Annotated in this window: 21 protein-coding genes and 1 tRNA gene; 10 read left to right on the forward strand and 12 right to left on the reverse strand. The window is 47.5% G+C overall.

The window, feature by feature from the left end:
* Positions 1-30: 30 nt before the first annotated feature.
* The gene (locus tag SYNPCCP_RS13820) at positions 31-1,257 is read right to left on the reverse strand and encodes an NAD(P)/FAD-dependent oxidoreductase (RefSeq protein ID WP_010873850.1); all 1,227 of its coding nucleotides are present in this window, start codon (positions 1,255-1,257) and stop codon (positions 31-33) included.
* Positions 1,258-1,620: 363 nt separating this feature from the next.
* Between SYNPCCP_RS13820 and trxA the strand changes: the two genes are divergently transcribed.
* Positions 1,621-1,944 (forward strand): thioredoxin, encoded by a 324-nt coding sequence (gene trxA / locus SYNPCCP_RS13825; RefSeq protein ID WP_010873851.1) that lies wholly within the window; start codon positions 1,621-1,623, stop codon positions 1,942-1,944.
* Positions 1,945-2,119: 175 nt separating this feature from the next.
* Here the strand turns inward: trxA and SYNPCCP_RS13830 are convergent, their stop codons facing one another.
* Both SYNPCCP_RS13830 and SYNPCCP_RS13835 read right to left on the reverse strand, forming a co-directional pair.
* Positions 2,120-3,148, reverse strand: coding sequence for an asparaginase (locus SYNPCCP_RS13830; protein ID WP_010873852.1), 1,029 nt, complete (start codon positions 3,146-3,148; stop codon positions 2,120-2,122).
* A 58-nt stretch (positions 3,149-3,206) separates the two neighbouring features.
* On the reverse strand, positions 3,207-3,728 hold the full coding sequence (locus SYNPCCP_RS13835; protein ID WP_010873853.1) for a CGLD27 family protein: 522 nt from the start codon (positions 3,726-3,728) through the stop codon (positions 3,207-3,209).
* Positions 3,729-3,897: 169 nt separating this feature from the next.
* Between SYNPCCP_RS13835 and wecB the strand changes: the two genes are divergently transcribed.
* Positions 3,898-5,013, forward strand: a complete 1,116-nt coding sequence (gene wecB, locus SYNPCCP_RS13840; protein WP_010873854.1) for a non-hydrolyzing UDP-N-acetylglucosamine 2-epimerase — start codon at positions 3,898-3,900, stop codon at positions 5,011-5,013.
* 57 nt (positions 5,014-5,070) lie between these two features.
* Positions 5,071-6,534 (forward strand): sodium/glutamate symporter, encoded by a 1,464-nt coding sequence (locus SYNPCCP_RS13845; RefSeq protein WP_010873855.1) that lies wholly within the window; start codon positions 5,071-5,073, stop codon positions 6,532-6,534.
* Between the two features lie 120 nt (positions 6,535-6,654).
* Here SYNPCCP_RS13845 and aroH read toward each other — a convergent pair whose 3' ends face one another.
* On the reverse strand, positions 6,655-7,038 hold the full coding sequence (aroH, locus tag SYNPCCP_RS13850) for a chorismate mutase (RefSeq protein ID WP_010873856.1): 384 nt from the start codon (positions 7,036-7,038) through the stop codon (positions 6,655-6,657).
* Positions 7,039-7,241: 203 nt separating this feature from the next.
* On the opposite strand from aroH, the gene SYNPCCP_RS13855 reads away from it, so the two are divergent.
* Positions 7,242-8,432 carry a tetratricopeptide repeat protein gene (locus SYNPCCP_RS13855; protein ID WP_228670063.1) on the forward strand — a complete coding sequence of 397 codons (1,191 nt, stop codon included), beginning with the start codon at positions 7,242-7,244 and terminating at the stop codon, positions 8,430-8,432.
* A gap of 243 nt (positions 8,433-8,675) precedes the next feature.
* Entirely contained in the window at positions 8,676-9,689 is a 1,014-nt protein-coding gene (locus tag SYNPCCP_RS13860; RefSeq protein ID WP_071822662.1) for an IS701 family transposase, read from the forward strand.
* A gap of 488 nt (positions 9,690-10,177) precedes the next feature.
* On the opposite strand, the gene SYNPCCP_RS13870 is transcribed toward SYNPCCP_RS13860, so the two are convergent.
* Both SYNPCCP_RS13870 and SYNPCCP_RS13875 read right to left on the reverse strand, forming a co-directional pair.
* The gene (locus SYNPCCP_RS13870; RefSeq protein ID WP_010873859.1) at positions 10,178-11,701 is read right to left on the reverse strand and encodes an ammonium transporter; all 1,524 of its coding nucleotides are present in this window, start codon (positions 11,699-11,701) and stop codon (positions 10,178-10,180) included.
* A 274-nt stretch (positions 11,702-11,975) separates the two neighbouring features.
* On the reverse strand, positions 11,976-12,596 hold the full coding sequence (locus SYNPCCP_RS13875) for a bifunctional 4-hydroxy-2-oxoglutarate aldolase/2-dehydro-3-deoxy-phosphogluconate aldolase (protein ID WP_010873860.1): 621 nt from the start codon (positions 12,594-12,596) through the stop codon (positions 11,976-11,978).
* Between the two features lie 119 nt (positions 12,597-12,715).
* On the opposite strand from SYNPCCP_RS13875, the gene SYNPCCP_RS13880 reads away from it, so the two are divergent.
* Positions 12,716-13,723 carry a hypothetical protein gene (locus SYNPCCP_RS13880; RefSeq protein WP_010873861.1) on the forward strand — a complete coding sequence of 336 codons (1,008 nt, stop codon included), beginning with the start codon at positions 12,716-12,718 and terminating at the stop codon, positions 13,721-13,723.
* A gap of 45 nt (positions 13,724-13,768) precedes the next feature.
* Complete coding sequence (locus SYNPCCP_RS13885; protein ID WP_010873862.1) at positions 13,769-16,204, forward strand: HD family phosphohydrolase; 2,436 nt, start codon at positions 13,769-13,771, stop codon at positions 16,202-16,204.
* A 37-nt stretch (positions 16,205-16,241) separates the two neighbouring features.
* Here SYNPCCP_RS13885 and SYNPCCP_RS13890 read toward each other — a convergent pair whose 3' ends face one another.
* Both SYNPCCP_RS13890 and SYNPCCP_RS13895 read right to left on the reverse strand, forming a co-directional pair.
* On the reverse strand, positions 16,242-17,504 hold the full coding sequence (locus SYNPCCP_RS13890; RefSeq protein WP_010873863.1) for a VWA domain-containing protein: 1,263 nt from the start codon (positions 17,502-17,504) through the stop codon (positions 16,242-16,244).
* A gap of 82 nt (positions 17,505-17,586) precedes the next feature.
* Positions 17,587-18,663, reverse strand: coding sequence for a RuBisCO accumulation factor 1 (locus SYNPCCP_RS13895; RefSeq protein ID WP_010873864.1), 1,077 nt, complete (start codon positions 18,661-18,663; stop codon positions 17,587-17,589).
* A gap of 345 nt (positions 18,664-19,008) precedes the next feature.
* Between SYNPCCP_RS13895 and SYNPCCP_RS13900 the strand changes: the two genes are divergently transcribed.
* Together SYNPCCP_RS13900 and SYNPCCP_RS13905 are read left to right on the forward strand one after the other, a co-directional pair.
* Entirely contained in the window at positions 19,009-20,397 is a 1,389-nt protein-coding gene (locus SYNPCCP_RS13900) for a ParA family protein (RefSeq protein ID WP_010873865.1), read from the forward strand.
* Positions 20,397-21,101, forward strand: a complete 705-nt coding sequence (locus SYNPCCP_RS13905) for a Rho termination factor N-terminal domain-containing protein (RefSeq protein WP_010873866.1) — start codon at positions 20,397-20,399, stop codon at positions 21,099-21,101. Before SYNPCCP_RS13900 ends, SYNPCCP_RS13905 begins: the two co-directional genes overlap by 1 nt.
* 58 nt (positions 21,102-21,159) lie before the next feature.
* Here the strand turns inward: SYNPCCP_RS13905 and SYNPCCP_RS13910 are convergent, their stop codons facing one another.
* From SYNPCCP_RS13910 to rlmN, 4 genes are all read right to left on the reverse strand, one after another.
* Positions 21,160-21,468 carry a hypothetical protein gene (locus SYNPCCP_RS13910; protein WP_010873867.1) on the reverse strand — a complete coding sequence of 103 codons (309 nt, stop codon included), beginning with the start codon at positions 21,466-21,468 and terminating at the stop codon, positions 21,160-21,162.
* Between the two features lie 41 nt (positions 21,469-21,509).
* Positions 21,510-22,691, reverse strand: a complete 1,182-nt coding sequence (locus tag SYNPCCP_RS13915; protein ID WP_010873868.1) for a M20 family metallopeptidase — start codon at positions 22,689-22,691, stop codon at positions 21,510-21,512.
* Positions 22,692-22,789: 98 nt separating this feature from the next.
* Positions 22,790-24,067, reverse strand: a complete 1,278-nt coding sequence (locus SYNPCCP_RS13920) for a bifunctional cobalt-precorrin-7 (C(5))-methyltransferase/cobalt-precorrin-6B (C(15))-methyltransferase (protein ID WP_010873869.1) — start codon at positions 24,065-24,067, stop codon at positions 22,790-22,792.
* A gap of 128 nt (positions 24,068-24,195) precedes the next feature.
* Entirely contained in the window at positions 24,196-25,248 is a 1,053-nt protein-coding gene (gene rlmN, locus SYNPCCP_RS13925) for a 23S rRNA (adenine(2503)-C(2))-methyltransferase RlmN (RefSeq protein ID WP_010873870.1), read from the reverse strand.
* A 126-nt stretch (positions 25,249-25,374) separates the two neighbouring features.
* Between rlmN and SYNPCCP_RS13930 the strand changes: the two genes are divergently transcribed.
* Positions 25,375-25,446: transfer RNA gene (locus SYNPCCP_RS13930), tRNA-Gly, on the forward strand.
* The last annotated feature ends 18 nt before the right edge of the window (positions 25,447-25,464 follow it).

Below are 25,464 nucleotides of genomic sequence, written 5' to 3' on the forward strand. Positions count from 1 at the left end.
CCAACTTACTGAGGAGGAATTAAGGGAATGTTATGGAGCCGCCATCCCCTGGGCCGCCAACCAAGCCGTAGTCCAGGCATTTTGAAAATTAAAACCGCCGGTAATACCATCTACGTCGAGGATTTCCCCGGCAAAATATAATCCAGGGCAACAACGGCTAGCCATGGTCTTAAAATCCACTTCCTTGAGGGTAATGCCCCCACAGGTGACAAATTCTTCTTTGAACACCCCTTTACCTTTGATCTGACAGTGGTAGCGGTGGATATTCTCTGTTAGTTGTCGCTCCTGAACCTTGGAAAAATCGGCCCAACATTGCCCCGGTTTAATACCAGCCTGGGTCGTCAACCTCTGCCAAAGTCGTTTAGGTAAAGCAGTGGCGGTAAAGTTAGCGATTTGTTTGCGGGGATGGCTTTGCTTTGTTGCTCGCCATTGGGCCATGGATTCCAGGGGAGTCACTTTAGGCAGCCAGTTGATCCAGAGGGAATGGTCATAACCCGATGCCTGTAATTGTCTTGCTCCCCAGGCAGATAGCTTTAACACCGCTGGGCCGCTCAGCCCCCAATGGGTAATCAACACCGGGCCCTGGTGACAATAGATTCCTTTAAATTTTGGGTCTAAACTCACTAGGGCGTTTTCCACACTCACCCCGGCCAGATCGGTCAACTGGGCGTTTGGAATGTTAAAGGTAAACAGGGAAGGCACCGGAGCTTGGATGGTATGACCCAATTGTGCTGCCCAGCGATAGCCCAAGGGATTACTGCCCGTGGCCAATAACAGGCGATCGCCATTAATGATTTCCCCCGATTTAAGCGTTACTTGGAATTGCTCCCCCAGTTTTTCCAGCCCTTGCACTGGCGATCGATTTCTTAACTCCACTCCTGATCGCCGGGCCGCCGACAGCAAACAATCCACAATGGTGCCTGAGTCATCGGTAACGGGAAACATCCGCCCATCTGCTTCCGTTTTGAGTTGCACCCCCTCCGCCCCAAACCAGGCGATCGTTTGCTGGGGTTGAAAACGACTGAACGCTCCCCGCAACGCCTTACCCCCCCGGGGATAGTTTTGCACTAACTGGGTCGGGTCAAAGCAATGGTGGGTCACATTACAACGTCCCCCCCCAGAAATGCGGACTTTAGCCAGGAATTTCGACCCCGCCTCCAACAAAATTACTCTACCCTCCGGCAGATTTCTGGCACAGTTAATCGCCCCAAAAAAGCCAGCTGCTCCTCCCCCGACCACAATCACAGTTCTTGTCATAGTTTTGACCAACCTTTATCTCTGGATTTCACTGGAAAATGGATCTAATCACCCCAAAAATCCCTTTAAAAAACTTAACAAATACGGAACTCCCCACCGGCAAAAACCCTATGCCCCCCGTCCCAACCTGTACAATGAAGAGGGCGGAGACGTAAGTTTCCGTTCACTCCTCACACCACACTCCGCCTGGATGATGTTCGGGCGGTTTCTTCTTATCTGCTCCCCAGGGGGAAAAGTGTGACGCCAACTGTGACAAAAGATGAATAAATTCTAAGTTTCACGATATTTTTCCATACAGGGGTCAACAATTGGTTATGGTAGTATTCTAATCAGCCCATCACGAGGTTTAGAAGGATTTCCAGTATGAGTGCTACCCCTCAAGTTTCCGACGCAAGTTTTAAAGAGGATGTATTAGACAGCGAGTTACCCGTGCTCGTAGACTTTTGGGCTCCCTGGTGTGGCCCTTGTCGCATGGTAGCCCCCGTCGTTGATGAAATCTCACAACAGTACGAAGGTAAGGTCAAAGTCGTTAAGTTAAACACCGACGAGAACCCCAATACCGCTAGTCAGTATGGCATCCGCAGTATTCCCACCCTAATGATTTTCAAGGGGGGCCAGAGAGTGGATATGGTGGTGGGAGCCGTGCCCAAAACCACCCTGGCCAGCACCCTAGAAAAATATCTTTAAGCGCTGGCTTCCCTGCTTTGTGACGGTTTCCCTCCGGATCGTGACCCTTCCTAGGACACGGTCTTTTTTTTGCCTTTTTATCCCCCTGTTGGCTATGCCCCAAATTATTTTGGGCTAAATATCGGAGTTTCGTTTTTTCGTTCTAATGGGCTGATCCACCCCCAACTTTTAGAGTTCACAGCATGGCTAATTCGCCAATCACTTCCAGGCGTTTATATTTACCCAGCCGGACGAATTTTTCCGACAGAGTTTCCGCCACCTGGGGAGGAATCCAGCCCATTTGTTGCAGCAGGTGAATGGCTACAGCATACTTAGCCCGTTTGGAACCGTCTTTTACTTTGATGGCTAAGCCTAAGCCTTCTCCCACTCGCCCCACACATTGCACCCCTTCAGCGCCGGATTTACTCACCAGCTCTCCTTCCATCTGTTGCATAAGTTCCGTATCAAAACAGCCTTCCCCAGCGACAAAATAGGGGTAGTAAGTCATGGCCCGAGCCACTCGTTCCAGACCCAACTGTTGCCCCGAAGCCAGCAGCGCATACAAATGAGCTATTTGTCCCAACTCCATGGTGTAGGTGGGGGCACCGCAGTCGTCATGGGCAGCGATCAATTCGGCTCCGGGCATGCCCAACAGATCCGCTACTTTGGACAGAATTAGTTTTTGGATGGGACTATTTTGTTGCAAATAACTGTGGAGCGGCCAGTCCTGTTGTTGGCAAACGGCCAGCATCCCCGCATGTTTACCGGAGCAACCATGGTATAGAGGGCTTTCCTGTCCCGCTGGTATGGGACATTGCAGAGCTTGAGGCTCAATGTCGGCCCGCCAAAGAATGTTGAATACCTGCCGAGCTTGTTCAATGGTGCCTTGGTGGGAACCACACATAATGGCCAGGTCTTTGTCGGTAAGACCATAGCGTTCCATGGTACCGGTGCTGGTGACGGCTAGGGCTTGAAACGGTTTGAGGGAAGAGCGAATAAAGGCATTGCTGGTGCTATCGCCGGCCAGCATTAAAACCCTTCCCCTGTCGTCGTAGACTGTGGCTTCAGCCCAGTGCTGGGATTCGATGATGCCTTCCCTCAGCAAATGCACTTCGATGGGGGTAGTGTGGGGACGTTTTCCTCTGCTCATGCTGTTGGGGGAATTTCCGATGATGGTAAAGTTTCGCGGGGTTCTATTGATTAACCTATCCTCAATTCTAGGCATTTAGGGCACTTTGCACGGATCAGAGCCCATTTGATCTGTTTAATCTGTGCAATTTTGCTCAATGGAGAAATCGAAAAATGGTCCAAATAAGAATGTCGATCGCCATGGTGGCCCCCAGGAGTTTCAGAGTATTTTGCCAACGTTGTAGTACGGGGTTAACTTGATAGCGCAAAATAAGTTGGTCCCTGGTTTGCACTTCCAATGGTTTGCGCCACACCTGGCCATCGTACCAACCGGATTCTTCGTAGGTGACGGTTTCCGCCCCTAGGCGATCGCCAACGTAACGCCAGCCCAACATCAAGCGCAACACAAACAGAGACAATAAAAGGCAAATACCCAGCACAATCAGAAAACCGCATTGAACCGGTTGCTTTTCCACCGAAAAACTGGCAGAGGCGATCGGACTGACAATAAAACTGATCAGCAGGGCCAGACGGGTGAGGTTTTTGCCGTAGCTAAGCAGATCTACTTGACCCCAGGAATAGAGCCAAGCGGATTTGAGCGCTTCATATTCGTTGACCGGCTGTTGGTCGATAGGCACAGGACAGATTTGGGGGGAAGATTCCCGCATCGGCTTCATGGGTTTGGGAAGATGGGCTAGAGGATTTAGTGTAATTCCTTCCCATTTTGACCCAGAATTTCGGTGAGCACCAAGTTATGGTGAGCTAGGAAATTTGCTTAATTTTGCCTAAAGCAGATTTTCCTGGGGCCCCTCTCCGCTAACCTGGGATTATCTGTGTTGGTGACCTATGCCTGTATCTCCCCTATCGGTTTGTATTACCCTGGGCACCCGCCCCGAGGCGATTAAATTAGCCCCAGTGATCCGTGCTTTCCTGGCCCAGCCTGATATGCACACCCAAGTGTTGTTAACGGGACAGCATCGGGAAATGGTGCAACAGGTGATGGATTTATTTGCATTGTCGGCGGACGCAGATCTGGAAATTATGCAACCGGGGCAAACCCTCACGGACATTACCCAGGGCTGTTTAGAAGGACTAGGACAACTATGGCAAGAAAAACCGCCCCAATTGGTCATTGTCCAGGGGGACACCACCACTGCATTTGCTGCGGCCCTGGCAGCTTTTTACCAACAAATCCCCATTGGCCATGTGGAAGCAGGTTTACGCACCGATAATTTGTTTAACCCCTATCCAGAGGAAGCCAATCGCCGTCTAATTTCCCAAATAGCCCAGTTGCACTTTGCCCCCACTACCTTGGCGGTGGAGAATTTACGGCGGTCCGATGTCACCGGGGAAATCCATTTAACGGGCAATACGGTCATTGATGCCCTGTTAACGGTGGCGGAACAAAAACCAGCCTGTCCCATTCCAGGTTTGGACTGGCAGAAGCATCGAGTTTTACTGGCTACAGTGCATCGCCGGGAAAATTGGGGGGAGCCCTTGCAGGATATTTTGACCAGTTTTAGCCAAATTCTAGAGCAGTTTCCCGACACGGCCCTATTGCTGCCCATGCACCGTAATCCCACTGTGCGGGAACCGATTCAAAAGGCGTTGGGTAATCATCCCCGGGTTTTTCTGACAGAACCCTTGGATTACGCCCAATTGGTGGGGGCAATTCAGCATTGTTATTTACTGTTGACGGATTCCGGGGGTCTGCAGGAAGAAGCTCCTAGTTTGGGAAAACCTGTGTTAGTGTTGCGGGAAACAACGGAACGCCCAGAGGCGATCGCCGCTGGAACTGCCAAATTAGTGGGAACGGATCCAGCTGCGGTTACGAAGGCTGCCGGGGAATTACTAAGTCAACCTCAGGCTTATGAGCAAATGGCCAACGCCATCAATCCTTTTGGGGATGGTACCGCTAGCCAAAAAATTATCGAAATTGTCCGTAACTATTTCCAGCATTAAAGCTGGTGCCACCATTGTCTTGAATTTGTTAGTCAAAATTTTTAGTAAAACCACATAATGCTCAGTTTAATTAATGTTTTATTTGCCTTTATAACCATAGCGATTTTAATCCTAGCGGGTAGGTTTCTTAAGCAAAAAATTAAACTATTTCAAAAACTATATTTACCAGAATCGATTATCGCCGGGGCGATCGCCCTGTTGTTGGGGCCTGGAGTTTTCGGTGCTATTGCCGTGGCTTTGGGGGTGCCTGCCGACGGCTATTTAGCGGGGGGCGTATTTTCAGAAACCACCCGTGCGGTCTGGGCCCAATCCCCCGGAGTATTTATAAATATAGTTTTTGCCGCTCTCTTCCTAGGGGAAACCATTCCCAAACCAAAGGAAATTTGGCGAAAAACTGCTCCCCAGGTAGCCTTTGGCCAGACGTTGGCTTGGGGCCAATATGTTCTGCCCATACTGGTAACTTTATTGATTTTAATTCCCCTATTTGATGTCGATCCCATCATTGCAACTTTAGTGGAAATTAGTTTTGAAGGAGGCCACGGAACAGCCGCGGGGATGGCAGAAACTTTTAACAGGTTAAACTTTCCCGATGGGGGAGATTTAGCCCTGGGATTAGCCACGGTGGGCATTGTTACAGGGGTAATTGCCGGAACGATTTTGGCCGACTGGGGCAGAAAAAATAATTACATTCAAGAAATACCAACGGAAGTACCATCAGGAGACGCCCAATTTCAACCTACGGCCCATCTAGAGAGCGATCGGGTTTTAACCAGAAGGGCCCGGTTAATGCAGAATCTTTTAGTTGATCCCCTGTCTTTAAACTTTGGTTTTACGGCCCTAGCAGTGTTGATTGGCTGGATAATTTTAGAATTACTTAGGTTATTAGAATTTTTCACCTGGGGAAAAACGGGTTTTGAGTTAGCTGGAGCCATTCCCCTATTCCCCATGGCTTTGATCGGGGGAATTATTGTCCAACTAATCATGAAAAAGTTGGATTTAGATACCTTAATTATTCGCAATTTACAGGAAAGAATTGCTGGGGTTGCACTGGATTTAGTGGTGGTGACTGCTTTGGCTTCCATTAAACTGCAAGTGTTGGGGGCTAACTTGCCCGTTTTTCTTAGTTTGTCTTTGGTGGGAATTGTTTGGAATATTGTCGCTTTTGTCTACCTAGCACCAAAAATTTTACCGAGCTACTGGTTTGAACGGGGCATTGGTGATATGGGCCAATCCATGGGAGTTACTGCCACGGGAATTCTCTTAATTAAAATGGTGGACCCCCATAACCGCACGGGTGCATTTGAGAGTTTTGCCTATAAACAATTATTTTTTGAACCCATTGTTGGCGGGGGATTATTTACAGCAGCGGCCCCTACTTTGATCCGACAATTTGGCCTAGTTCCCATGCTAATTTCCACCTCTGGGCTATTAGCTTTTTGGTTAATCTTTGGTTTCTGGAACTACAAGGTGATTAAACGAGAAATGATCGCCGAAGCGAATTCTCCCAACCCAATTACTTGATATTGATATTCAGGGAATAATAAACTGCAATTAGGTCTGTTCTATGTACGAAAAATTGCAGTATTTAGCAGCGTTAAAAATTAAGATCTTGTAACGTCTTGGTCAAGCCTTGGTCAATCTTTAAAATCTGGCTAGATGCCAGTCGGGGCGTAAACTGCGAGCTTGCCGTAAATAAGCGTGGTACATCTCAGACTGGGGACTTTGGCTGTTGACATGGATCAACACCCGGATACACCGTTCCAAACTACCTTTTACACACATTTGTTGGACATCTAGCAGGGGTACATTTTCCCAACGGGGCCTCTGCCTGGCGATCGCCGCCGGAAAAATGGCATCGAGATCGGGGGTAACGGAGAAGGTTACGCTGACAATGTCTTCAGGGGGACAGGCATTATTCGCTTCAATGACATCCAGTAGCTCACAGACCGCATCTCGGATTGCCTCAGAGCTATTTTCCGAAACCGTCGTTGCACCCCGAATTGCCCGAACTTTCCAGTCCACCACCCTCAACCTCCTCGTTAATTGCTAGTAAGTTTAGTCTTTGTGAGTTGAATTTAATTTAATCGGTCTAGTTACGGGGGCAAAAGTTCCCCGTTTAGCCCTAGCCCAAGGGTAAGGGACTATTTTGCTTGGAAACCACACCCATCTTACCGGACAATTCGGTTAGGATGATTGACTGACCTTTTGCCAATTTTGCCTGAATGTCTATGCCTCGCCTCAGCCTTTGCATGATTGTTCAAAACGAAGCCGCTTTCCTAGGAGATTGCCTGGCCAGTGTGGCGAGTTTAGTGGACGAAATAGTCATAGCAGATACAGGGTCCACCGATAACACAGTGGAAATTGCCACCCAGGCGGGAGCTAAGGTGATCACTGTGCCTTGGCAGGATGATTTTGCCCTGGCTCGCAATCAGGCCCTAGCGGCCACCACTGGAGATTGGGTTTTAGTCCTCGACGCGGACGAAAGGTTGAATATTTTGGTAAAAGATGGCATCGAAAAGGCGATCGCCATGGACAATGCCTTAGTGGTGAACCTAATGCGCCACGAACTGGGCAGTAATCAATCTCCCTATTCCTTGGTATCCCGACTGTTTCGTCGTCATCCGGCAGTGCAATTTAACCGTGCTTACCACGAAACCATTGACGACAGTGTGTTGGCCTTATTAACCCAGGAACCGGATTGGCAAGTGATTGACCTACCGGGGGTGGCCATTTTGCACCAGGGCTATGACCCTACTTTACTCAGGCAACGGGGCAAAACCCAACGGGCCAAGCATTTACTCGAAAAAGCCAGGGTGGATAATCCCCAGGATCCTTACCTCTGCAGTAAGTTGGGAGCCTTATATTTTAGTTTGGGGGATGAAAAAGAAGGGGTAAAACTACTCAAGCAGGGTCTAAAAAGCAATACAGCTTCCATCCCTGTGCGATTTGAATTGCATTACCATTTGGCCAACGCCTACCGTCGCCAACAAAAATGGGAACTGGCTCGGAAGCATTATCAAAAAGCCCTGGATGAAGAAATTTTATTGCCGCTAAAATTAGGTGCTTTGATTAATTACGGTGCTTTTTTACAAGACTTGGGGGAATTGGGCGAAGCAATTAAGCTTTATCAAGCAGTAATTCACATTGATCCATCCCAGGCGATCGCCTTTTTTAATCTAGCTATGATTTACAAAGCCCAAGGGAATTTGCTAGAAGCTATTAAAGGTTATCAAGAGGCTATTACCCTGCAACCGGATTATGCTGAAGCCTATCAAAACTTAGCTGTTACTAGCTTTAAAGCTGGGCTAATTCAGGAAAGTGTCGATGCTTTCCAACAGGCGATCGCCCTTTACGAACAACGGCAATCTCCGGAGGCAGATCGACTAAGAAAAAACCTAGGAGAAATGGGTTTGATCTAAATGTGCAATTTATTCATGGAAATGCCAAAAGAATTGTTTGAGTGAAACTGGCTCAAGATTCGATTATCACCCAAGAAAAGTTAACTATCGCTCTTCTATCATTGTGGGTAGGATAAAACGGAGAAGATAGTCTGAAATGCGGAGGTGGTATATGGTTGCCCCACGTGAAGCAAAAGAAACAGTATAATTCATTGACAAATACTGCGAAGGATACAGAGGCTTATTTTATTTCCAAAAGTGAGAATGAGAAGCTTTGAATACTTGCATCTAGGATTAATTGCGAATATAAAGAGAAAAACCTTCGCAGAAATAGCTAAGGTAGTAGGACTAGAAAATGGACAAGGATTTGACTATTTCTTCGGTAACAGCCCTTGGTCGTTAGAGGAGGTAAGGGAAAGAAGAATTAATAAAATTCTGAGTTTTGCGAAAGGAGAAGCAATAACAATGATCATAGACGAAACAGGGGATAGGAAAAAAGGAAGAAAGACAGATTATGTTGCGCGTCAGTATATTGGCAATCTAGGAAAAATAGAAAATGGAATAGTAGAGGTGATGTGTTATGGAATTATAAAGGGAATGACAGTACCATTAATCAGCAAAGTATATAAACCAGAGACAAGACTAAAAGAGGGGGATAAATACAAAAATAAGCCAGAAATAGCAGGGGAAATTATCAAAGAAATAAAAGAGCTTGGTTTCAATATAAAGGTAGTATTAGCAGATAGTGAATATGGAGAGAGCAGCGAAAACTTTGTAAGAGTATTAGAAAAAGAAAATCTAGAATATGTACTAGCTATAAGGAGTAATCATGGAGTCTGGCTTGGGAAAGAGGAAAGAGTAAGAGCGAACAAATGGGGAAAATTTGAGAGAGAATTTGCAAGTGGAAAGTCGGAAATAAGATACGTGAGAGAAATTATTTATGGAAAGAGAGGGGAAAAAAGATATTGGCAAGTAACGGATAACAAGGAGAAAATGCCGTCAAATTCAACGTATTGTATTATGACAAAAGTATCAGAAATAAAATATAAAGAAGTGGGTAACTTATATGGAGCAAGGAACTGGATAGAGTATGGATTAAAGCAAATAAAGAATGAACTGGGGTGGGCAGATTTTAGAATAATGGACTATTCCAGAATAGAAAAATGGCGGGAAATAGTGATGAGCGTATATTTAATGGTAAGTCTTCAGATAGAAAATTTGCCTCCGCATGATAACTCCTTAAACAAATCAAAAAAATGGATGGAAAAACATACTTAACAACATGAAATTAATAATTCAGCCATTATGTTACTTTAATTTATTAAAGCCGTGGATGACGGTGATTTATACACCTCAGTTATTGAGAAACTTCCATTGCTTATTTGACAAATTGAAGAAGGCAGTAATGGCTTTAGGAGACCTTATTATTGCTCCAATTATTTTACCTTCCCACCTACACTGATAGAAGAGCGATAGGTTTTCGACAGGCTTATTTGGTGGCTTTTTTGAATTTGGGATTCTTCCCCAGGTGAGCCATGGGGATTCTAATTCGCCCTGGCTGTTTATGGTGATAGTAGAATCGGCCCTCGGCATTCCCTAACATGTAAACTTTTTCCACTAACCATCTGTTGCTCCTAACAAACAACAAAAGGGGAGCGGAAAAACCGACCCCCTTGAAGATAGTTACTATTTTTTGCCAGTTTGATGACAATTAATTTGCCTGCAGTCGGTGAAAGGATAAATTTTATCCTTCCAGCCCAGACGAATTATTCAGGGACAGTGGCACCGGAGACAGCACTACCAAAGGAATCAGTTTCCTTAACAAAGCCAGTGTAAGCTTCCATGCCATGCTCGCCGATGTCCAAACCGATCATTTCTTCTTCGCCGGACACCCGGATGCCCATAGTTTGCTTGAGGATAGCCCAAACAACGAAGCTGAAGATAGCGGTGAAAGCACCGATCGCCAGAATACCAACGATTTGAATGATTAACTGGTTGATGCCGCCGCCGTAAAACAAGCCCTTCTCCATGTTGAAGAAGCCCACTGCCAGGGTTCCCCAAACACCGTTGACCAAGTGAACAGAAATGGCACCCACGGGGTCATCAATTTTAATTTTGTCGAAGAAGGCAACGGAGTAGACCACCAAAATTCCAGCGATACCACCAATGATGACAGACCCCCAGTAGGATACTCCAGCACAACCAGCGGTAATACCCACCAGTCCAGCCAGTACACCGTTGATTACCATGGTCAAATCAGGCTTACCATCTTTGAGCCAGGAGGTAAAAGTAGCGGTGAGACCACCAGCAGAGGCAGCAAGGTTAGTGGTAACGGCAATGTAGGCACAGGCTTGATCGGCGGCTAATTGGGAACCGGGGTTAAAACCGAACCAGCCGATCCAGAGAATTAGACAACCAAGCATGGCAAAACCCATGTTGTGGCCGGGGATAGCGCCGGGTCGGCCATCAACAAATTTACCTAAGCGGGGACCGAGAAGGAAAGCTCCAGCCAAAGCAGCCCAACCACCAACGGAGTGAACCACAGTGGAACCGGCAAAGTCCATAAAGCCCATGGTGTAAAGCCAGCCGCCGGCATCCCAAACCCAGTGACCAGTGATGGGATAGGCAATACCAACCAACAGAACACTGAAGATCAAAAACTCATTAAACTTGATCCGCTCAGCTACAGCACCGGAAACAATGGTGGCGGCGGTAGCAGAGAACGCAACCTGGAACAAGAAGAATACTGCTACGGGCAATCCTTCTGGAAATGGGCTTAATCCATAGTTGGTGTGGTCGCCGCTCAGGAAAAATCCCCCGAAACCGACGAAGGGATTGCCACTGCTGCCGAACATCAAGGAAAAACCGATCGCCCAGTAAGCTATGGTGGCCAAGGCGAAAACGATCAGGTTTTTGGTCAGGATGTTAACGGCATTTTTTTGCCGGCAAAGGCCGGTTTCCAACATCCCGAAACCAGCGTTCATGAAGATAACCAGAATGGCGGCTATCAAAATCCAGATGGCATTAAGGGTTCCCTGGAGAGTGGCAACATTTTCGTTAACGGTTTCAACGGTGATGTTGACAATTTCTGTGTCTTGGGCGATCGCCGCGGCGTTCCAGATTGCCACAATCAGGGCTGTTAAGGGAACACAGGCCAACCAGGGAGAATTAATTTTACGGCGTACAAAGCGAAAAAGGGATGACTTTTCTGCCTCCGTACGCGAGGAATGTGTCCGATTAACAGGACTCCTCTCACCCACATTTAGTTTAGACAATATCGAATTAGACATTTTGTACTTTAATCTACATTGTTCTACGAAAGTCCGCCCCCACCCATTTCTCCCAAATTATTAAGCCAGCTCTGTGATAGTGCCCTGCCATAGATTTGGTCGAAGAATAGAAGAAACTAGACTTTTTCGGACATCAAACCATTAGAGTATTCAATTTTTACATGATTGTTTTCTGTATGATTTACTACTTTTCAAATGGAAAATTCGGTGTAAACCTGTGAACTTTAGTGGCTCCCCTGCTTTTACCCATGGGGTTAATCGTCTTTTTGTACTATCAGCCCCTTGGTGTCTGGATTTCTTTCAACAAAGTACGGATTAGATCGCCAATTTCTCTCCAGGCTTTGATTGCTACTAAATTGGGGGGGAATAGCTGTCCAGATAGGCCAACGGCGATCGCTCCGGCCGCTAGGAAAGCTTGGGCATTTGCCAAAGTTACCCCTCCGGTGGGAATAAGGGGAATTTGGCCGAGGGGACCTTGGAGAGCTTGAATGTAGTCCACTCCTCCCAAGGTTTTAATGGGAAAAACTTTGACGGCGGTGGCTCCCCTCTGCCAGGCTTGGACAATCTCCGTAGGGGAAAAGGCACCGGGAATAATGGGGATGCCATGGGCCACGGCGCTGGTAATTAATTCTGGCTCACTGTGGGGGGTAAAGCAAAATTGGGCTCCACTGGCAACGGCCTGGAGCAAATCCTCCTGAGAGAGGACTGTACCCGTACCAATGGCACAATGGGGAAATTGATGACGCAGGTGAGCAATGGTTTCCCCCGGCTGGTCACTGTTCCAGGTAATTTCCACTAGCCCCATGCCTGCTTCGATGGCCACCTTAGCCAATTGCAGACTTAGGTCGATGGAATCAGTGCGAATAACGGCGATCGCCCGGTGCTGTCGCAACATTTTTAACCATGGCGATCGGAGGGCGGAGATAGCTGACTCCTGGGGGCAACCAAAATCATCAATGATGGACAAATTCCAAACTTCCTACATTCAACACTGTTCCAGATTACCGCTCCACCATGGCCCTTTCTCCCCTCTCCCGCTTTCAAGCTTCCTTACTCCTGGCCTTGGGGGGAAAAGACTGGGATGAAAACCATCAGAATCAAGCTAATTGCCTCCGATGGGGCCAACCCTGGCAGTACATATTATCCGAGCCTTACCAAACTCCTTTGCCGGAAAGATTTTGGCAAAATGCTTTGTCCCAACAGCCAGCCTTAACTACGGCAGAGTTAGTTAATTGGTTAATTGTTTTAGCTCTTTACCATTACGAAAATCCCTTCGGCTTTAGGCAGGATCTATCCCACTGGTTCCATCTTTGTCAGAATCATTGCCCTGCATGGGTCGGTGGTGACCAGGCCGAGCCCGCCTTATTACTATGGCAAAGACTACTGACCCTTATCCTGTCGGAAAGATTTGCCATTCACCAGTTGCCAGCCCTACTGAGAGCACCAGCGCAATGGTGGCCAGTTACTCCGGCCCCGGCATTTTCCCCAGAGTTACGCCAGGGCCTAACGGCGATCGCCGCATGTTTAGAAAATTATGTTTCCCCCAGAACCACGGGCCAAACTGCCGATCCCTGGATCCATATGGTTAGCACCGCCATTTATCTCTGGGGTCAAAACCCCGCTCAACCCCGGTTAATTCTTCGCCAACTAGGAATGGCAGAACAATCTGCATCAAAGGCGATCGCCCTTTCACCCCCGAGGAAAAATCAAGTGAATCACCCTGGCCAGAATCCTTATCCGGGGATTTTGTCCCCCTTAACCCTCGCCCTCGTGGGAGCTTATAATGGTATGCAGATTAGCCAACAAGCTCTAATAACAGACCATCGCTCCACAGTGCGCGCCAACTTTTTGCCCTTAGGACAACAACTTTGGCGGAGATGGTCCGGTCGTCTTAGTGTTGGTTCCGGCCAGGAAAACCCCGCCTTGGCTGTAGCTCCCCCGTTGGGAATGCAACGTCGATCTAGTTTAAAATTGGTCTCTCAACAGGAATATGCACAGATCCTCCCCACCCATGGCAATTAACTGGACAGCCCAACATTTTCCAGCCGTTGCCCACCCATTGGTGCTATGAAAGCAATTTTTGCCCTCCGCCAAGCAGTGGCGTCCCAACTAAAAAAGTCCACTGCCTCTAGCCATCCTCTCCCCAGGACCACGGCCTCCACTTCCCAAGATGAAACCATTTGGCAAAAAATCCACCGCTCCAGGTTTGTACGCATTGCCCACCCACCAGTGATGTTGGGTATTACAGTGGTGTCCCTCACCGGGGTAGTGGGTTACCGTTTCTATAACCAGCCCCAGCTCAGCGTTGGCACCGAATCTCCCTACACCATTTACGCCCCGGAAGATGGCAGTTTTGTGGACGAAAGAACCACAGAGGAAAAGCGGAAGGAAGTGCGGGCCGGTACCATTCCCCGCCTACAAAGGGATAACGAGTTAACCGCCCAACTCAAACAAGAAAGAAGTCAATATCTGGATGCCATCAACCAGCTCCGCTACCTAGCCGGTACCTTTCCCTACATAGACACCAAGATTTTTACCCTGGAGCAGCAACATTTACTCCGTAGTCTGGGGCCAGGGGAATGGCAACAATTGGAAGATTATATTAGCTATGGCCAGCCACTGCCCATGGCTTCACCCCAGTTGGCCAAACTGCAACAGTTATTTGATCAACAAAAAGCCACCACTTCCCCTGAGACCATGGCGGGCTTACTCACCAGCATCAGGACCGCCCAGGATAGATATGGTCGGGTGACGGCTCGCTTGGCGGAGGTTAAGGCCGATCGCCAGATTACCAATAACCAGATCGGGGCATTGAAGTTAGACGGGCCCACCTGGCAAACTACCCAACAGACCATTATCCAAGTCCATGACCGCATTCTCACCCAGGGCCTACCGGCGGGCATCACTGCTCCTCTGTTGGGGGAAACGGTACAACTCCATTTGCGCAACATTTTGCCCCCCCAGGCCCACCAAGTGGCGGAGAATAGCTTAAATAATTTACTCAAGGATAAATATAATCTGACTGTTGACAAGGAAGCCACCAAAAACTTGGCGGAAAAAGCGGTACTGGCCATGGAAAACGTCAAAGTATCCGCCGAGAAAAACAGTGTGATTGTGCGGGCGGGGGAAGTCATTACCCAAGAGCAATTTGTTTTGTTGGACGGTTATGGCCTGAGTCAGCGCCAGGTGAACTGGCAAGGCCTGTTGCGGACAGCGGGGTTGGTGGGGGGCGCTTTAATTATTTTCTGTGGAGTAAGTCGGCGTATCCATCGGCCCCTACGGCGGCGGGACCATATTCTCCTCTGTTTGCTCAGCGTTAGCACTCCAGTCTTATTTTTGCTTGACCCGGTCTATAACAACCTGCCGGCCATCAGTTTGCTCACCAGTAGCTTTTATGGCCCCACCCTGGCCATCACCCAAGTGGTATTGGTGGGGGGATTGTCCGCCTTTGCCATGGAATCCATTGTTTGGGAATACTTATTGGGCAGTGCAGCGGCGGCCTTGCTAGCGGGTATGATTGCCAGTAAGCTCCGTTCTCGGGATGAGTTGGCCCTGTTGGGGGTAGGGGTAGGGGCCACCCAGGGCATAGTTTATTTATTCACATATTTAATTGTTAACGCCTCAGCGGTCACAATTATTTGGTACACTGCTCTGCCCAGTGCCATTGTCTATGGCCTACTCGGTTTGGCTTGGAGTGCCATGGCGATCGGGGTTTCCCCTTACCTAGAAAGATTGTTCGACGTGGTGACCCCCACCAGGTTGGTGGAATTGAGCAATCCCAACTGCCCCCTGCTACAAAGGTTGGCCAAAGAAGCCCCTGGTACTTTCCAGCACACCCTATTTGTGGCCTGTTTAGCTGAATCGGCGGCCAGGGAATTGCGCTGTAACGTTGAACTGGTGAGAACCGGAACTTTGTACCATGACATTGGCAAAATGCACGACCCCTTAGGATTCATTGAAAATCAGATGGGGGGCCCTAATAAACACGATGAAATCAATGATCCCTACGTCAGTGTGGACATTATCAAAAAACACGTTTCCGAAGGGTTGGTGATGGCCCGACGTTACGGTTTACCGCAGGTGGTGCGGGACTTTATTCCTGAACATCAGGGACAAATGTTGATTTCCTATTTTTATATCCAAGCCAAGGAAGCGGCGGAAAGGGCGGGGGAACCGCCAGTTAATGAAGAGGAATTCCGTTACACCGGTCCCATTCCCCAGTCTCGGGAAACCGGCATTGTGATGCTGGCGGACAGTTGTGAGGCGGCGTTGCGTTCCCTCAGAGAAGCCAATCCAGAAACCGCCATGGCCATGGTTAACCGTATTTTTAAGGCCCGCTGGCGAGATAACCAATTGCAGGATAGTGGCTTGAAATACGAAGAATTGCCCATTATTGCCGATGTTTTCGTACGGGTGTGGCAACAGTTCCATCACCAACGGATTGCCTACCCCAAGGCGGCCTTAGATGTGCAGGTAACTAGTCCTTCCACCACCAGATTTTAGGCGGAACTCAAGTTGGGAAAGCCCTAGGATATCTGTATTAATGCTCTGATGGCGCAGAGGGCGGTTGGAGAGTGGTTTTGCTGACCATGCGGGTCTTTTTGCGATCGCCTTCGGATAAATCTTCCCCGGATTGAAGTCTGGTGGCATTGGTTTGCAAAATAGTAGCGCCATTTTTATCGCCCATTTGTAGGGCGGTTTTGGCGGCGGTTTGCAGCATGGTGGCCGCCCCTTGGCGATCGCCGGCTTTGAGCTTAGTTTCAGCGATTTGGGTCTGACGATATTTAGCCAGGGTGAGAATGGATTCCTGCACTTGGACATCGGTGCTGGGTTGGTACTGGGTTTGCACCTGAATGGTCAAGGGTAACGGGTCGGACAGCAGATTGGTTTGCCCAGAAGCAGGGTCATCGTAACGAATTTGCACTTGGCCAATGACGTGTTGCCCCGGCAGTAATTGGTCTAGGTAAAGGTTGAGCAGTAAGACCCTTTCTTGGTCGGTCATCAAATCTCCTAGACGCACTTCCTCAATTGCTCCCTGGTTTTGCACGGTTAAATCCATGGTTTCCGGCGATACCTGGGCCACGGGCTTGACGATGGCAAGATGGGCTTGGGGCGCTAATTCCAGCAGGAGATGGGCGTTGGTTAACCCGACATTGCTCATGCGTTGGAACAGTTGGCGAAAGGTATGCAACGCTTCGCTGGGATTTTCGATATAACTCAAACTGCCCTGGGCCGAAGCGGCGATCGCCTCCAGCACATCCTGATTCCAATGGTCGCCAAAACCAAGGGTATGAACCGTGAGCTTATAGTCCGATGCCACCGTGCCAAGTTTCAGGCAACGGTCATTATCCCCATGCTCATTTTCCCCATCGGTGAGCAGAAAAATATGGGAAACCCGGTCTTCCTTACCTTTAGCCGCTTCCTGAATGCCCAGTTTCAACCCCTCATCAATGGCGGTGCCCCCTTCCGCTTTTAACCTTTCAATGGCTTTGGCGATCGCCGCCCCGTTCCGCACCTGTTGATTTTCAATGACAATTTTGGCCCGGTGGTCGAAGGCAATGACCGAAAGGCGATCATCTTCCTCCAGGCGATCGATCAACCCCAAGGCCGCACTTTTAACCGTTTCTAAAGGCTGACCATCCATAGAGCCACTGTGGTCCAATACTAAGCACAAATTCAAAGGCAACCGGCGATCATGGTCATCCGCTTTGGCCGCCACGGCTATCCGCAACTGCCGCTGACTGGTAGGGGCCCCAGCATCCAAATTTTGGTCACTTAAAAGCAAGGAAAGGTCGATACGCATGGGGAGCAACTCAAACTTTTTCCTTTAGCTTACTCCAAGATTTTTGCCCCTGGGATTTTCCACCGATGAGCAAACCGCCAATCTAATCATCCATTTGCCATGGTTCCCGCAGGTTGTTGGCATCGAAAATCTTCTTCGGTCGGAGCACCAACACCACCTGGGCTAAAATCTCCCTTTCTGGCTCTGTTTCGCACCATTGAATTGCTACTGTTTCTCCTTGGTTGAGCAGAAAATAACTGCCATCATTCCAAATTTTTTTGCTGCGATCCACCACCACCAAAACCTGTTCATCCTTACGGGCTAGGGATTCCGACACTTGCCCTGCCGGACAAAAAATCGCCACCGGATCTTCCGCGGTCAAAATTGCTTGCCACTGGGGCACCGGCACCACCGCCCCTTCCCCTTGGTAACTAACTAAACCAAAAGGTTCCACCTGTTCTAAAGACTGCACTGCCTGCACCGCCTGGGGCTGGAGGGGAAAAGTCCCCGCCACTGGAATGAGTCGGGCCGCTTCCTGGTCTTCTTCGAGGCGAAACACCGGCACTAAGGGAGCTTTCCGGCTAGGCTGGGCGGTTAAATCAGTCAGTAATTTTTCGATCGCCTGACGGGCGTTGGGGGAATGGGCGAATTTTAATCCTTTGACAATTAAACGGGTTCTTTCCGGCAAATTCTTTTTCTGCCGGGCTAATTTCCAACATTGATAGGCCAATGCGTCCCCAGGATGGTCGGTAAAACCTTCTGGCAGTTGGGACAGGTAACCAAATTCCTGAAATGCCTTAGCCAATTCCTTCGCTTCATCGGCAGCCAAATTCTTCTGCTGGGCCTCCACTGCGGCGATCGCCCGTTGTTGATGGTTGAGGATGCGTAGTTCGTACAGCACGTCACTTTTGGGACCCCGATAATAGGATAGTACCGTTTCATCGATGCCTTGCTTGACCAGACTTTCATACACTTGACTAGCCACAATCACCAAATTTTGTTGCACTTTTTGGAAGCCGGACTGCTCAAAAATTTCTTCAGCACCGTAACCTGCCTTCTGTAATTGCTGACATTTTTTACCCCAATCTACCCAAGTGCCCTCTTTATGCAACAGGGAACGGATCAGTTCAGCGGCTTCGGCGGCGCTCACAGTAGGGTTGGATTCAGGGGAATGGGTCATCGTTGGCTAAAAATCTAGGCAATTAAACTACTCTACTTTCATTATCCTGCGTACCAGTAACGTTAAATCTATACATAAAACTTAACATTCTGCTGGCATCGCTATGGAAACCCTGACCGTAGCCGAGGTGAAATCTCCCCAGCTCTAAAAATAAACTTATAATTTACAAGTTTTTATAGTCTTTTTGAGTTACTATGATTTCGAAACTTATGAATGATTATGCGAATTAGCCCGGGATGTGGATTTGGCAGGATTTTTCCTTCAGCTTCTCTGGTAAGTTACAAAGAACTATTTTTGATGCTAACAATAGCCTCAATCACCTAGCCCTGACACCCAATTAGTACAATGTCTGATTCGTCTCTGAAACAAGCCCTATTGAATCTTCCACCAATGGCCTATGAGGCTGACATAGTAGGGCGTCTGGTTATTCCCGAAATGATGGCTAAGTGGAACTTTTCCTATTCAGATGGCGAAATCGTACAACAATATAAAGTTGGAAATGGCTTACAATTCGTTGATGTTGCAGGTAGAAAAAATTACGGCGATGATATCTTTTCCCACACACTGAATGGGGCAGAAATAATTGTTGAAATTAAACGTAACACAATAGACTTAAGTTCAGATAGTAAGAACTATCTGGCGGCGGTTGCCCAATTGAAAAGATATTTGGACCCCAGCGCAGCTAATTGCGAAAAAGTAAAGTGGGGAGTAATCACGAACGGGAAGCATATTCAGCTTTTTCGTCGCCACGGTAGAACGGTTTATCCTTTCACAACTAACATTGAGTTAACCCCAGATAATATCGATGAAGCAGTTGGTCTAATTGGTAAATATATGGAAAGTGACCACCGAGCTTTAAAGATTGCTTTATACAATAATAAGGGCGGGGTCGGAAAAACTACAACAGCTATTAATTTAGCGGCAACTCTTTGCATTCCTAAGCCTGAAGGTTATGCAAAAAGGGTTTTATTAGTTGATTTTGATCCAAATCAAAAAGATTTGACTGATTTACTCAAAATAAAACCAAGCAGAATAAGATTGTCTCAATATCTTGAAGACGTTAAGAACAATAAATCCAACAAGCAAGGTATTATTTCCAAATATGAAATTAAACTAAAAAACTCGAAAGTTTATAACTGCTTTGATGTTATTCCCGCTGATGAAAGTTTTTTGGGTAAATCTTCCCATGAATTGATGAAAGTTAAAAAAGGTAGTTTACGGGAAACCCTTTCTCAATTTGCCGATGATTACGATTATATTCTGATTGATGCTCCACCGGGGGATAATTACTTTACCCAAGAGGCAATTACTGCCGCTGATGTCATTTTAATGCCTTCAAAACATAACAGTATTAGCTCTTTTAAAAATGCCGCAATGGCCATGAAACAAATTTTGCCCCAACTAGGTAGTGAAAGAAGGGCATTTAATCCGGAATTAGCAGATCCAACACCATTACCAATCTTTTTCAATGGTGAAAATATAACGGATGCATCAAGGAAACAAGCTGAACAGGCAATTCAGGAAATAATTGAAACAGTTAAATTGGAAGACCAAATTGATTTAACCAGTTTTTTCTTCCCTAAGTTAACAGATGCCCAAGAAGATAAAGCAATTTTTACAATTCCTAATTATGCCTATATTTCATCTATAGCATTTTCCTATCGTCCGGCTGTGTTTACCAGCAAAGTTGCTCGTGGTCATTACAAACTATTAATCGAGGAATACTTTATCTAATGAAACAAGAAATTGGCGCTCTACTGCATCTTCACGTTGACGAAATTGAACCACTCTTTGCAACAAAATCACATCAGTTTTTAGTCGCCAAAGCAGCTGAATCAATTAATCTTTGTGGTGGAAGAAATTGGATTCCTTTAGTTGTTAAACAAACGGGAGAAAGTAGTTTTGTCGCTGTTGCTAATATCTTCACTTTGGCGGCAGTAAGACAAGCAGGGCTTACAAAAATTTGGTGTATCGTTGCCGATGATGATCAGTTTGTACAACAATCTTCCCAACTTTTAAGCAAGGAAATTGTGCCCAAAGTAAACTTAACAACGGCAACTAGAGATGAAATTAAACTTGCCCTTGACTATTTAATTAATCGTTCGGTTAATCCTTTATCTGGAGTAAAAGTTGCTACTTCACTGGATAAAATATCTAATGCTGAACGTAAATATTGGCAAGAAAGTCTCAAGGATGTTGTTGCTCTTAAATGTGGTATAACCAATGGCAAAAAATTAGATATATTCAAGGAAATTTTCTATGTTACTCCTGAACCTCGTCTAATTTCTGATGATGATTTGGGGAAATCAGGGAATGACTTGAAAAAATTAAGTGTGACTGGACTCAGAAAAATTGCTAAAGAGAGAGGACACTCCGGTTATTCCAAGATGAAAAAAGCTGAACTGCTAATTTTATTAGCTGATACTGAGGAATCATAGCTGACTAATAGATTATAAGGCAATTTTACTATCCATATTCTTGGGAGTAACTCTCAGCTTATTCTAGTACTTGGAGTTGTGATTGATCACGGTGCATCAACTCCACTAAACCCGACCAAACCATAAAGTCTGCTTCATCGTTCAAAATTCCGCGGAAAAATTGCTCATAGAATAACTCCGACGACATTTGATATTTTTTTTCAAACTCATCTAGTTCAATTCTCAAATTCAAAATCCCCCGTTGCAGTTCTTGAATCTGGTAATTAATAACACTTTGGGCGAATCTTTCATTATCAATGCCACTGCTGAGAATAGTCTTAAGTTTTTGTTCCGTATCTGGTTGTAACGAGAGTTTTATGTCTAGCATATTTCTTTAATTGTTAGAGGTTAATTTGATATTTTAAGTCGTTAAATTGCGATATTTTGCCAATATTGCCAGGCAGCATAGCTGAGGGTGACAACCCCCGTTAAAATTGCTGCTTCATCGGCTTCAAAGCGAGGATGGTGCAAAGGATGATTCATCTGGCGATCGCCAAAACCAGTACCTAAACGAAACATAGCTCCAGGGGCGTGTTCTAGGTATAGAGCAAAATCTTCTGCCCCTAGGGATGGTTCAGGAATAATTTGCAGGGCTGATTCTCCCCAGGCTTCCCGCACTGCATTTTCTAACAACTTATTTAACTGGGCATCGTTCTGTACCGAAGGTACTCCCCGACGGTAATTGACTTCATATTTCGCCCCATAGGTTTGGCAAACGTTGGCCACAATCCCCTCAATCCATTGGGGCAGTTGGGCATGGGTTTCGGGATGGAGAGATCGCACTGTGCCGGCCATGCGGACTTGGTCGGCAATCACGTTGGGAGCCCGGCCACCGCTAATTTGCCCCAGGGAAAGCACCATGGGCCGGAGGGGATTTTGGGTGCGACTGATGGCTTGTTGCAAAGCAGTAATTACTTGGGCCGCAATCCAAATGGCGTCGATCGCTTCGTGGGGCCTAGCACCATGCCCCGATTCCCCTTGGATAAAAATTTCCAGATCATCCGCCGCCGCTGTCAACGCACCGTAACGAATGCCCACCTGCTGGGCCGGAATAGAAGGAAAAACATGAACGCCTAAAATATGGCTGACCCCCTTCATGGCCCCATCTTGGATCATCCAACTGGCCCCCTGGGCAATTTCCTCCGCTGGTTGAAATAAAAAGCGCACATCCCCCGGTAACCTATGCCCCATTTGGGACAACACCATGGCCGTACCCAAACCCAAAGTGGTGTGGATATCGTGGCCACAGGCGTGCATCACCCCCGGATGGCGGGAAGCAAAGGGCAAACTCACCATTTCTTCGATGGGTAACGCATCCATATCGGTACGGATGGCCAACAGCCGCGGATCGTCTCCTTTGCCGGACAACTGCCCCACCACCCCCGTTTTCCCGATCGCCTCTTCGACATGGAGGCCACAGGAGGACAACACCCCCGCCACATAGGCCGCCGTTTGATATTCTTGGCCGCTCAACTCGGGATGGGCATGGAGATGGCGACGGATTTCCACCAGCCGGGGCAATAGGGTTTGGGCTAAATTTTTTAGCTCCACCAGGGCAGCATCGGTGTGTTGGGAAGCAGAGGATAGCAAAGTGGCAAAGGGAAAATGTTAGTGGTGCTTTTTAGTGTAGAACACGGCATTGGGGGAAGTTAACCAAGGTCGTCGTTTCCCATGGAGTTCCTCCCCGCAGTGAGTAAATAAATCGGATTGAGGGGATCAAAGCGGGTCAGTTCGGCAAATTTAACGCTCTGGCTAATTTGCACCTGTTGCACTTTCACCTGCCATTGTTGTTGTTTAAACCAGCCCAGGGCTAAGCTCAAATGCTCCAAACTGGCGATCGCCATCACCACCAAACCATTTATCGCTAAACGTTCCCCGCAAGTCTGCAAAATAGAGGTTAATTGCCCACCGTTACCACCAATGAAAACTCGGTTAGGAGTAGGTAAATTGGCTAAAACTTCCGGGGCAGAGCCGGCCACTACCTCGACGTTTTGCAGTTGAAATCGTTGGCAATTTTGTTCGATTAACCGTTGACCAGCGCTAGTTTTTTCAATGGCAAAAACTTTTCCCTGGGGACACAACCGGGCACCCTCGATCGCCACTGACCCGGTACCGGCCCCAATGTCCCAAATAATTTGTCGGGGTTGCAAGGATAAAGCGGCTAAAATTTGCACCCGGATAGGCTGTTTGGTAATCATGCCAGGGCGATCGTCAAAGCTAGCAAAGTGATGATCGGCGATGCCCAAAATGGGTAACTGATCCAGATCAATTAGGGGATTTTCTGGCTTTTGTTTAACTAGCACCACTACATTGAGGGGGGAAAAATCCGTTGCGGTTAGGGATGCTAAAGATGGCAAATCAAAGGCTTGAATCTGTTCATTTGTTGCCGCTAAGTTTTCACAAACCCAAGCTTGGTAAGTGGTGGTCAACCCCAAAGATAAACATAAATTGGCGATCGCCCCTGGATGATTTTGCCCATCGGTGAGAATGGCTAATTTTTTTGCTCCTTTTTGCAGGGCTTGTATGAGCAACTCGTTGGATCTTCCGTGGGCACTGATGATGGTGGCATCCTGCCAGGGCATTTTTAAACGATTAAAGGCTAGCTGAATGGAACTCAAATGGGGATGAAATTTTAATTGTTCCGGGGAAAATTTTTCCAGTAATAACCGTCCCAAGCCAAAGTACAGGGGATCACCGGAAGCTAAAACAACAATAGTTTCGTGTGACTTTAAAGTCTGATGAAACTGCTTGATTTTCTTTAAATCTGCTGAAAAATCCTTGATGACTAAACTTTTTTTGCCGTACTGCGGGAAGTAACTCAAATGGCGATCGCCGCCGGCCAATATTTTTGCTTGGGCAATTAATTCTAGTGTTGAACTAGTTAACCCTTCGGCACCATTCAGGCCAATGCCCACCACATGGATCATTTAATTAAATTTCCTCACTAAAAATCGGCCAAGCTTAAATTTTAGAAGGCATTGTAAGTAAATCTCTTCCAAACAAAATAACAATTATTTCCCCCCTTTCAAAGGGGGATGAGGGGGGATAAAACTAATCACGCCATAGGGGTTAATTCCGCTAATTCTTCCTTGCGGGAAGCCCGTAACTGACCACAGGCCGCATCCGCTTGCACTCCCCGGGAATAGCGCACACTGACCGCAATGCGATGGTCACTCAAAACCTGGGCAAACTGATTGATTTGGGCTTCCGTAGGACGCTGATAATCCACCTCGGAAATGGGATTGTAGGGAATTAAATTGACATGGGTTTGGAAACCCCGCAACTTTTGGGCCAATTCTTCCGCATGGACTGGTTGGTCATTGACTCCCGCCAGCAGCACATACTCAAACGTCACCCGTCGCCCCGTAGTTTCCACATAGGCTCGACAGTCCGCCAACAATTGCTCCAGGGGATAGTGCCGGGCACTGGGAATTAACGATTGTCGCAAAGTTTGATTGGGAGCATGGAGACTAACCGCAAAAGTAACCTGCAAATGGCGATCGGCTAGTTGGCGAATTTTCCCCGGCAACCCCACTGTGGAAATGGTCAACGCCCGCTGGCCAATGCCCACCACTTGATTAAGACATTCCACCGCCTTCACCACCTGGGGCAAATTTAACAGCGGTTCCCCCATGCCCATGAAAACCACATTGCTCACCCGTTCATGGAATTCCTCCTGTACGGTCAGCACTTGGTCAACAATTTCATGACTTTCTAAATTGCGGATGAACCCTCCTTTGCCCGTGGCGCAGAAATTGCAATCCATGGCACAGCCAACCTGGGAGGAAACGCACACCGTTAAACGCTTACTGCTGGGAATGCCCACCGTTTCAATAATCAACCCATCTGCCAAACGAAGCAGGTATTTCCTTGTGTGATCCGGGGCCACCGCACAGTGGTCAATGACCGATCGCCCGATGGGGTAATGGACATTTTTTTCCCGCCATACCTTCGGCAAATCTGTCATGGCAGTCAGGGAACGGGCCCCTTTTTGATACAACCATTGGTGAATTTGCTTACCCCGATAGGCCGGTTGGCCAGTGGTTTGCACCCAGTCAGTTAATTCCGGCAGGGAAAGGGATAGTAGAGGAGCGGGGGAAGGGGCCATGGCGATAAGCAAAAAGAAGCATCCATGGCCAGTGTAAGTCAGATTTCCCGGCCACTACAAAAAAATCCTGGCCAAATTGTTGACATAAAAATCTTTCTTTGGCATATTGATAAAAGTCTGAAATTTGCGGGTATAGCTCAGTGGTAGAGCGCAACCTTGCCAAGGTTGATGTCGCGCGTTCGAATCGCGTTACCCGCTTATTAAAAATTTTCCCCA

The organism is Synechocystis sp. PCC 6803 substr. PCC-P (genome assembly GCF_000284455.1).
Classification (GTDB): domain Bacteria; phylum Cyanobacteriota; class Cyanobacteriia; order Cyanobacteriales; family Microcystaceae; genus Synechocystis.

Coding starts and splice junctions, on each gene's coding strand:
- SYNPCCP_RS13820 (WP_010873850.1), bottom strand. CDS start 1,257: ATGACAAGAACTGTGATTGTGGTCGGGGGAGGAGCAGCTGGCTTTTTT.
- trxA (WP_010873851.1), top strand. CDS start 1,621: ATGAGTGCTACCCCTCAAGTTTCCGACGCAAGTTTTAAAGAGGATGTA.
- SYNPCCP_RS13830 (WP_010873852.1), bottom strand. CDS start 3,148: ATGCCTAGAATTGAGGATAGGTTAATCAATAGAACCCCGCGAAACTTT.
- SYNPCCP_RS13835 (WP_010873853.1), bottom strand. CDS start 3,728: ATGAAGCCGATGCGGGAATCTTCCCCCCAAATCTGTCCTGTGCCTATC.
- wecB (WP_010873854.1), top strand. CDS start 3,898: ATGCCTGTATCTCCCCTATCGGTTTGTATTACCCTGGGCACCCGCCCC.
- SYNPCCP_RS13845 (WP_010873855.1), top strand. CDS start 5,071: ATGCTCAGTTTAATTAATGTTTTATTTGCCTTTATAACCATAGCGATT.
- SYNPCCP_RS13855 (WP_228670063.1), top strand. CDS start 7,242: ATGCCTCGCCTCAGCCTTTGCATGATTGTTCAAAACGAAGCCGCTTTC.
- SYNPCCP_RS13860 (WP_071822662.1), top strand. CDS start 8,676: ATGAGAAGCTTTGAATACTTGCATCTAGGATTAATTGCGAATATAAAG.
- SYNPCCP_RS13870 (WP_010873859.1), bottom strand. CDS start 11,701: ATGTCTAATTCGATATTGTCTAAACTAAATGTGGGTGAGAGGAGTCCT.
- SYNPCCP_RS13875 (WP_010873860.1), bottom strand. CDS start 12,596: ATGTTGCGACAGCACCGGGCGATCGCCGTTATTCGCACTGATTCCATC.
- SYNPCCP_RS13880 (WP_010873861.1), top strand. CDS start 12,716: ATGGCCCTTTCTCCCCTCTCCCGCTTTCAAGCTTCCTTACTCCTGGCC.
- SYNPCCP_RS13885 (WP_010873862.1), top strand. CDS start 13,769: ATGAAAGCAATTTTTGCCCTCCGCCAAGCAGTGGCGTCCCAACTAAAA.
- SYNPCCP_RS13890 (WP_010873863.1), bottom strand. CDS start 17,504: ATGCGTATCGACCTTTCCTTGCTTTTAAGTGACCAAAATTTGGATGCT.
- SYNPCCP_RS13895 (WP_010873864.1), bottom strand. CDS start 18,663: ATGACCCATTCCCCTGAATCCAACCCTACTGTGAGCGCCGCCGAAGCC.
- SYNPCCP_RS13900 (WP_010873865.1), top strand. CDS start 19,009: ATGTCTGATTCGTCTCTGAAACAAGCCCTATTGAATCTTCCACCAATG.
- SYNPCCP_RS13905 (WP_010873866.1), top strand. CDS start 20,397: ATGAAACAAGAAATTGGCGCTCTACTGCATCTTCACGTTGACGAAATT.
- SYNPCCP_RS13910 (WP_010873867.1), bottom strand. CDS start 21,468: ATGCTAGACATAAAACTCTCGTTACAACCAGATACGGAACAAAAACTT.
- SYNPCCP_RS13920 (WP_010873869.1), bottom strand. CDS start 24,067: ATGATCCATGTGGTGGGCATTGGCCTGAATGGTGCCGAAGGGTTAACT.
- rlmN (WP_010873870.1), bottom strand. CDS start 25,248: ATGGCCCCTTCCCCCGCTCCTCTACTATCCCTTTCCCTGCCGGAATTA.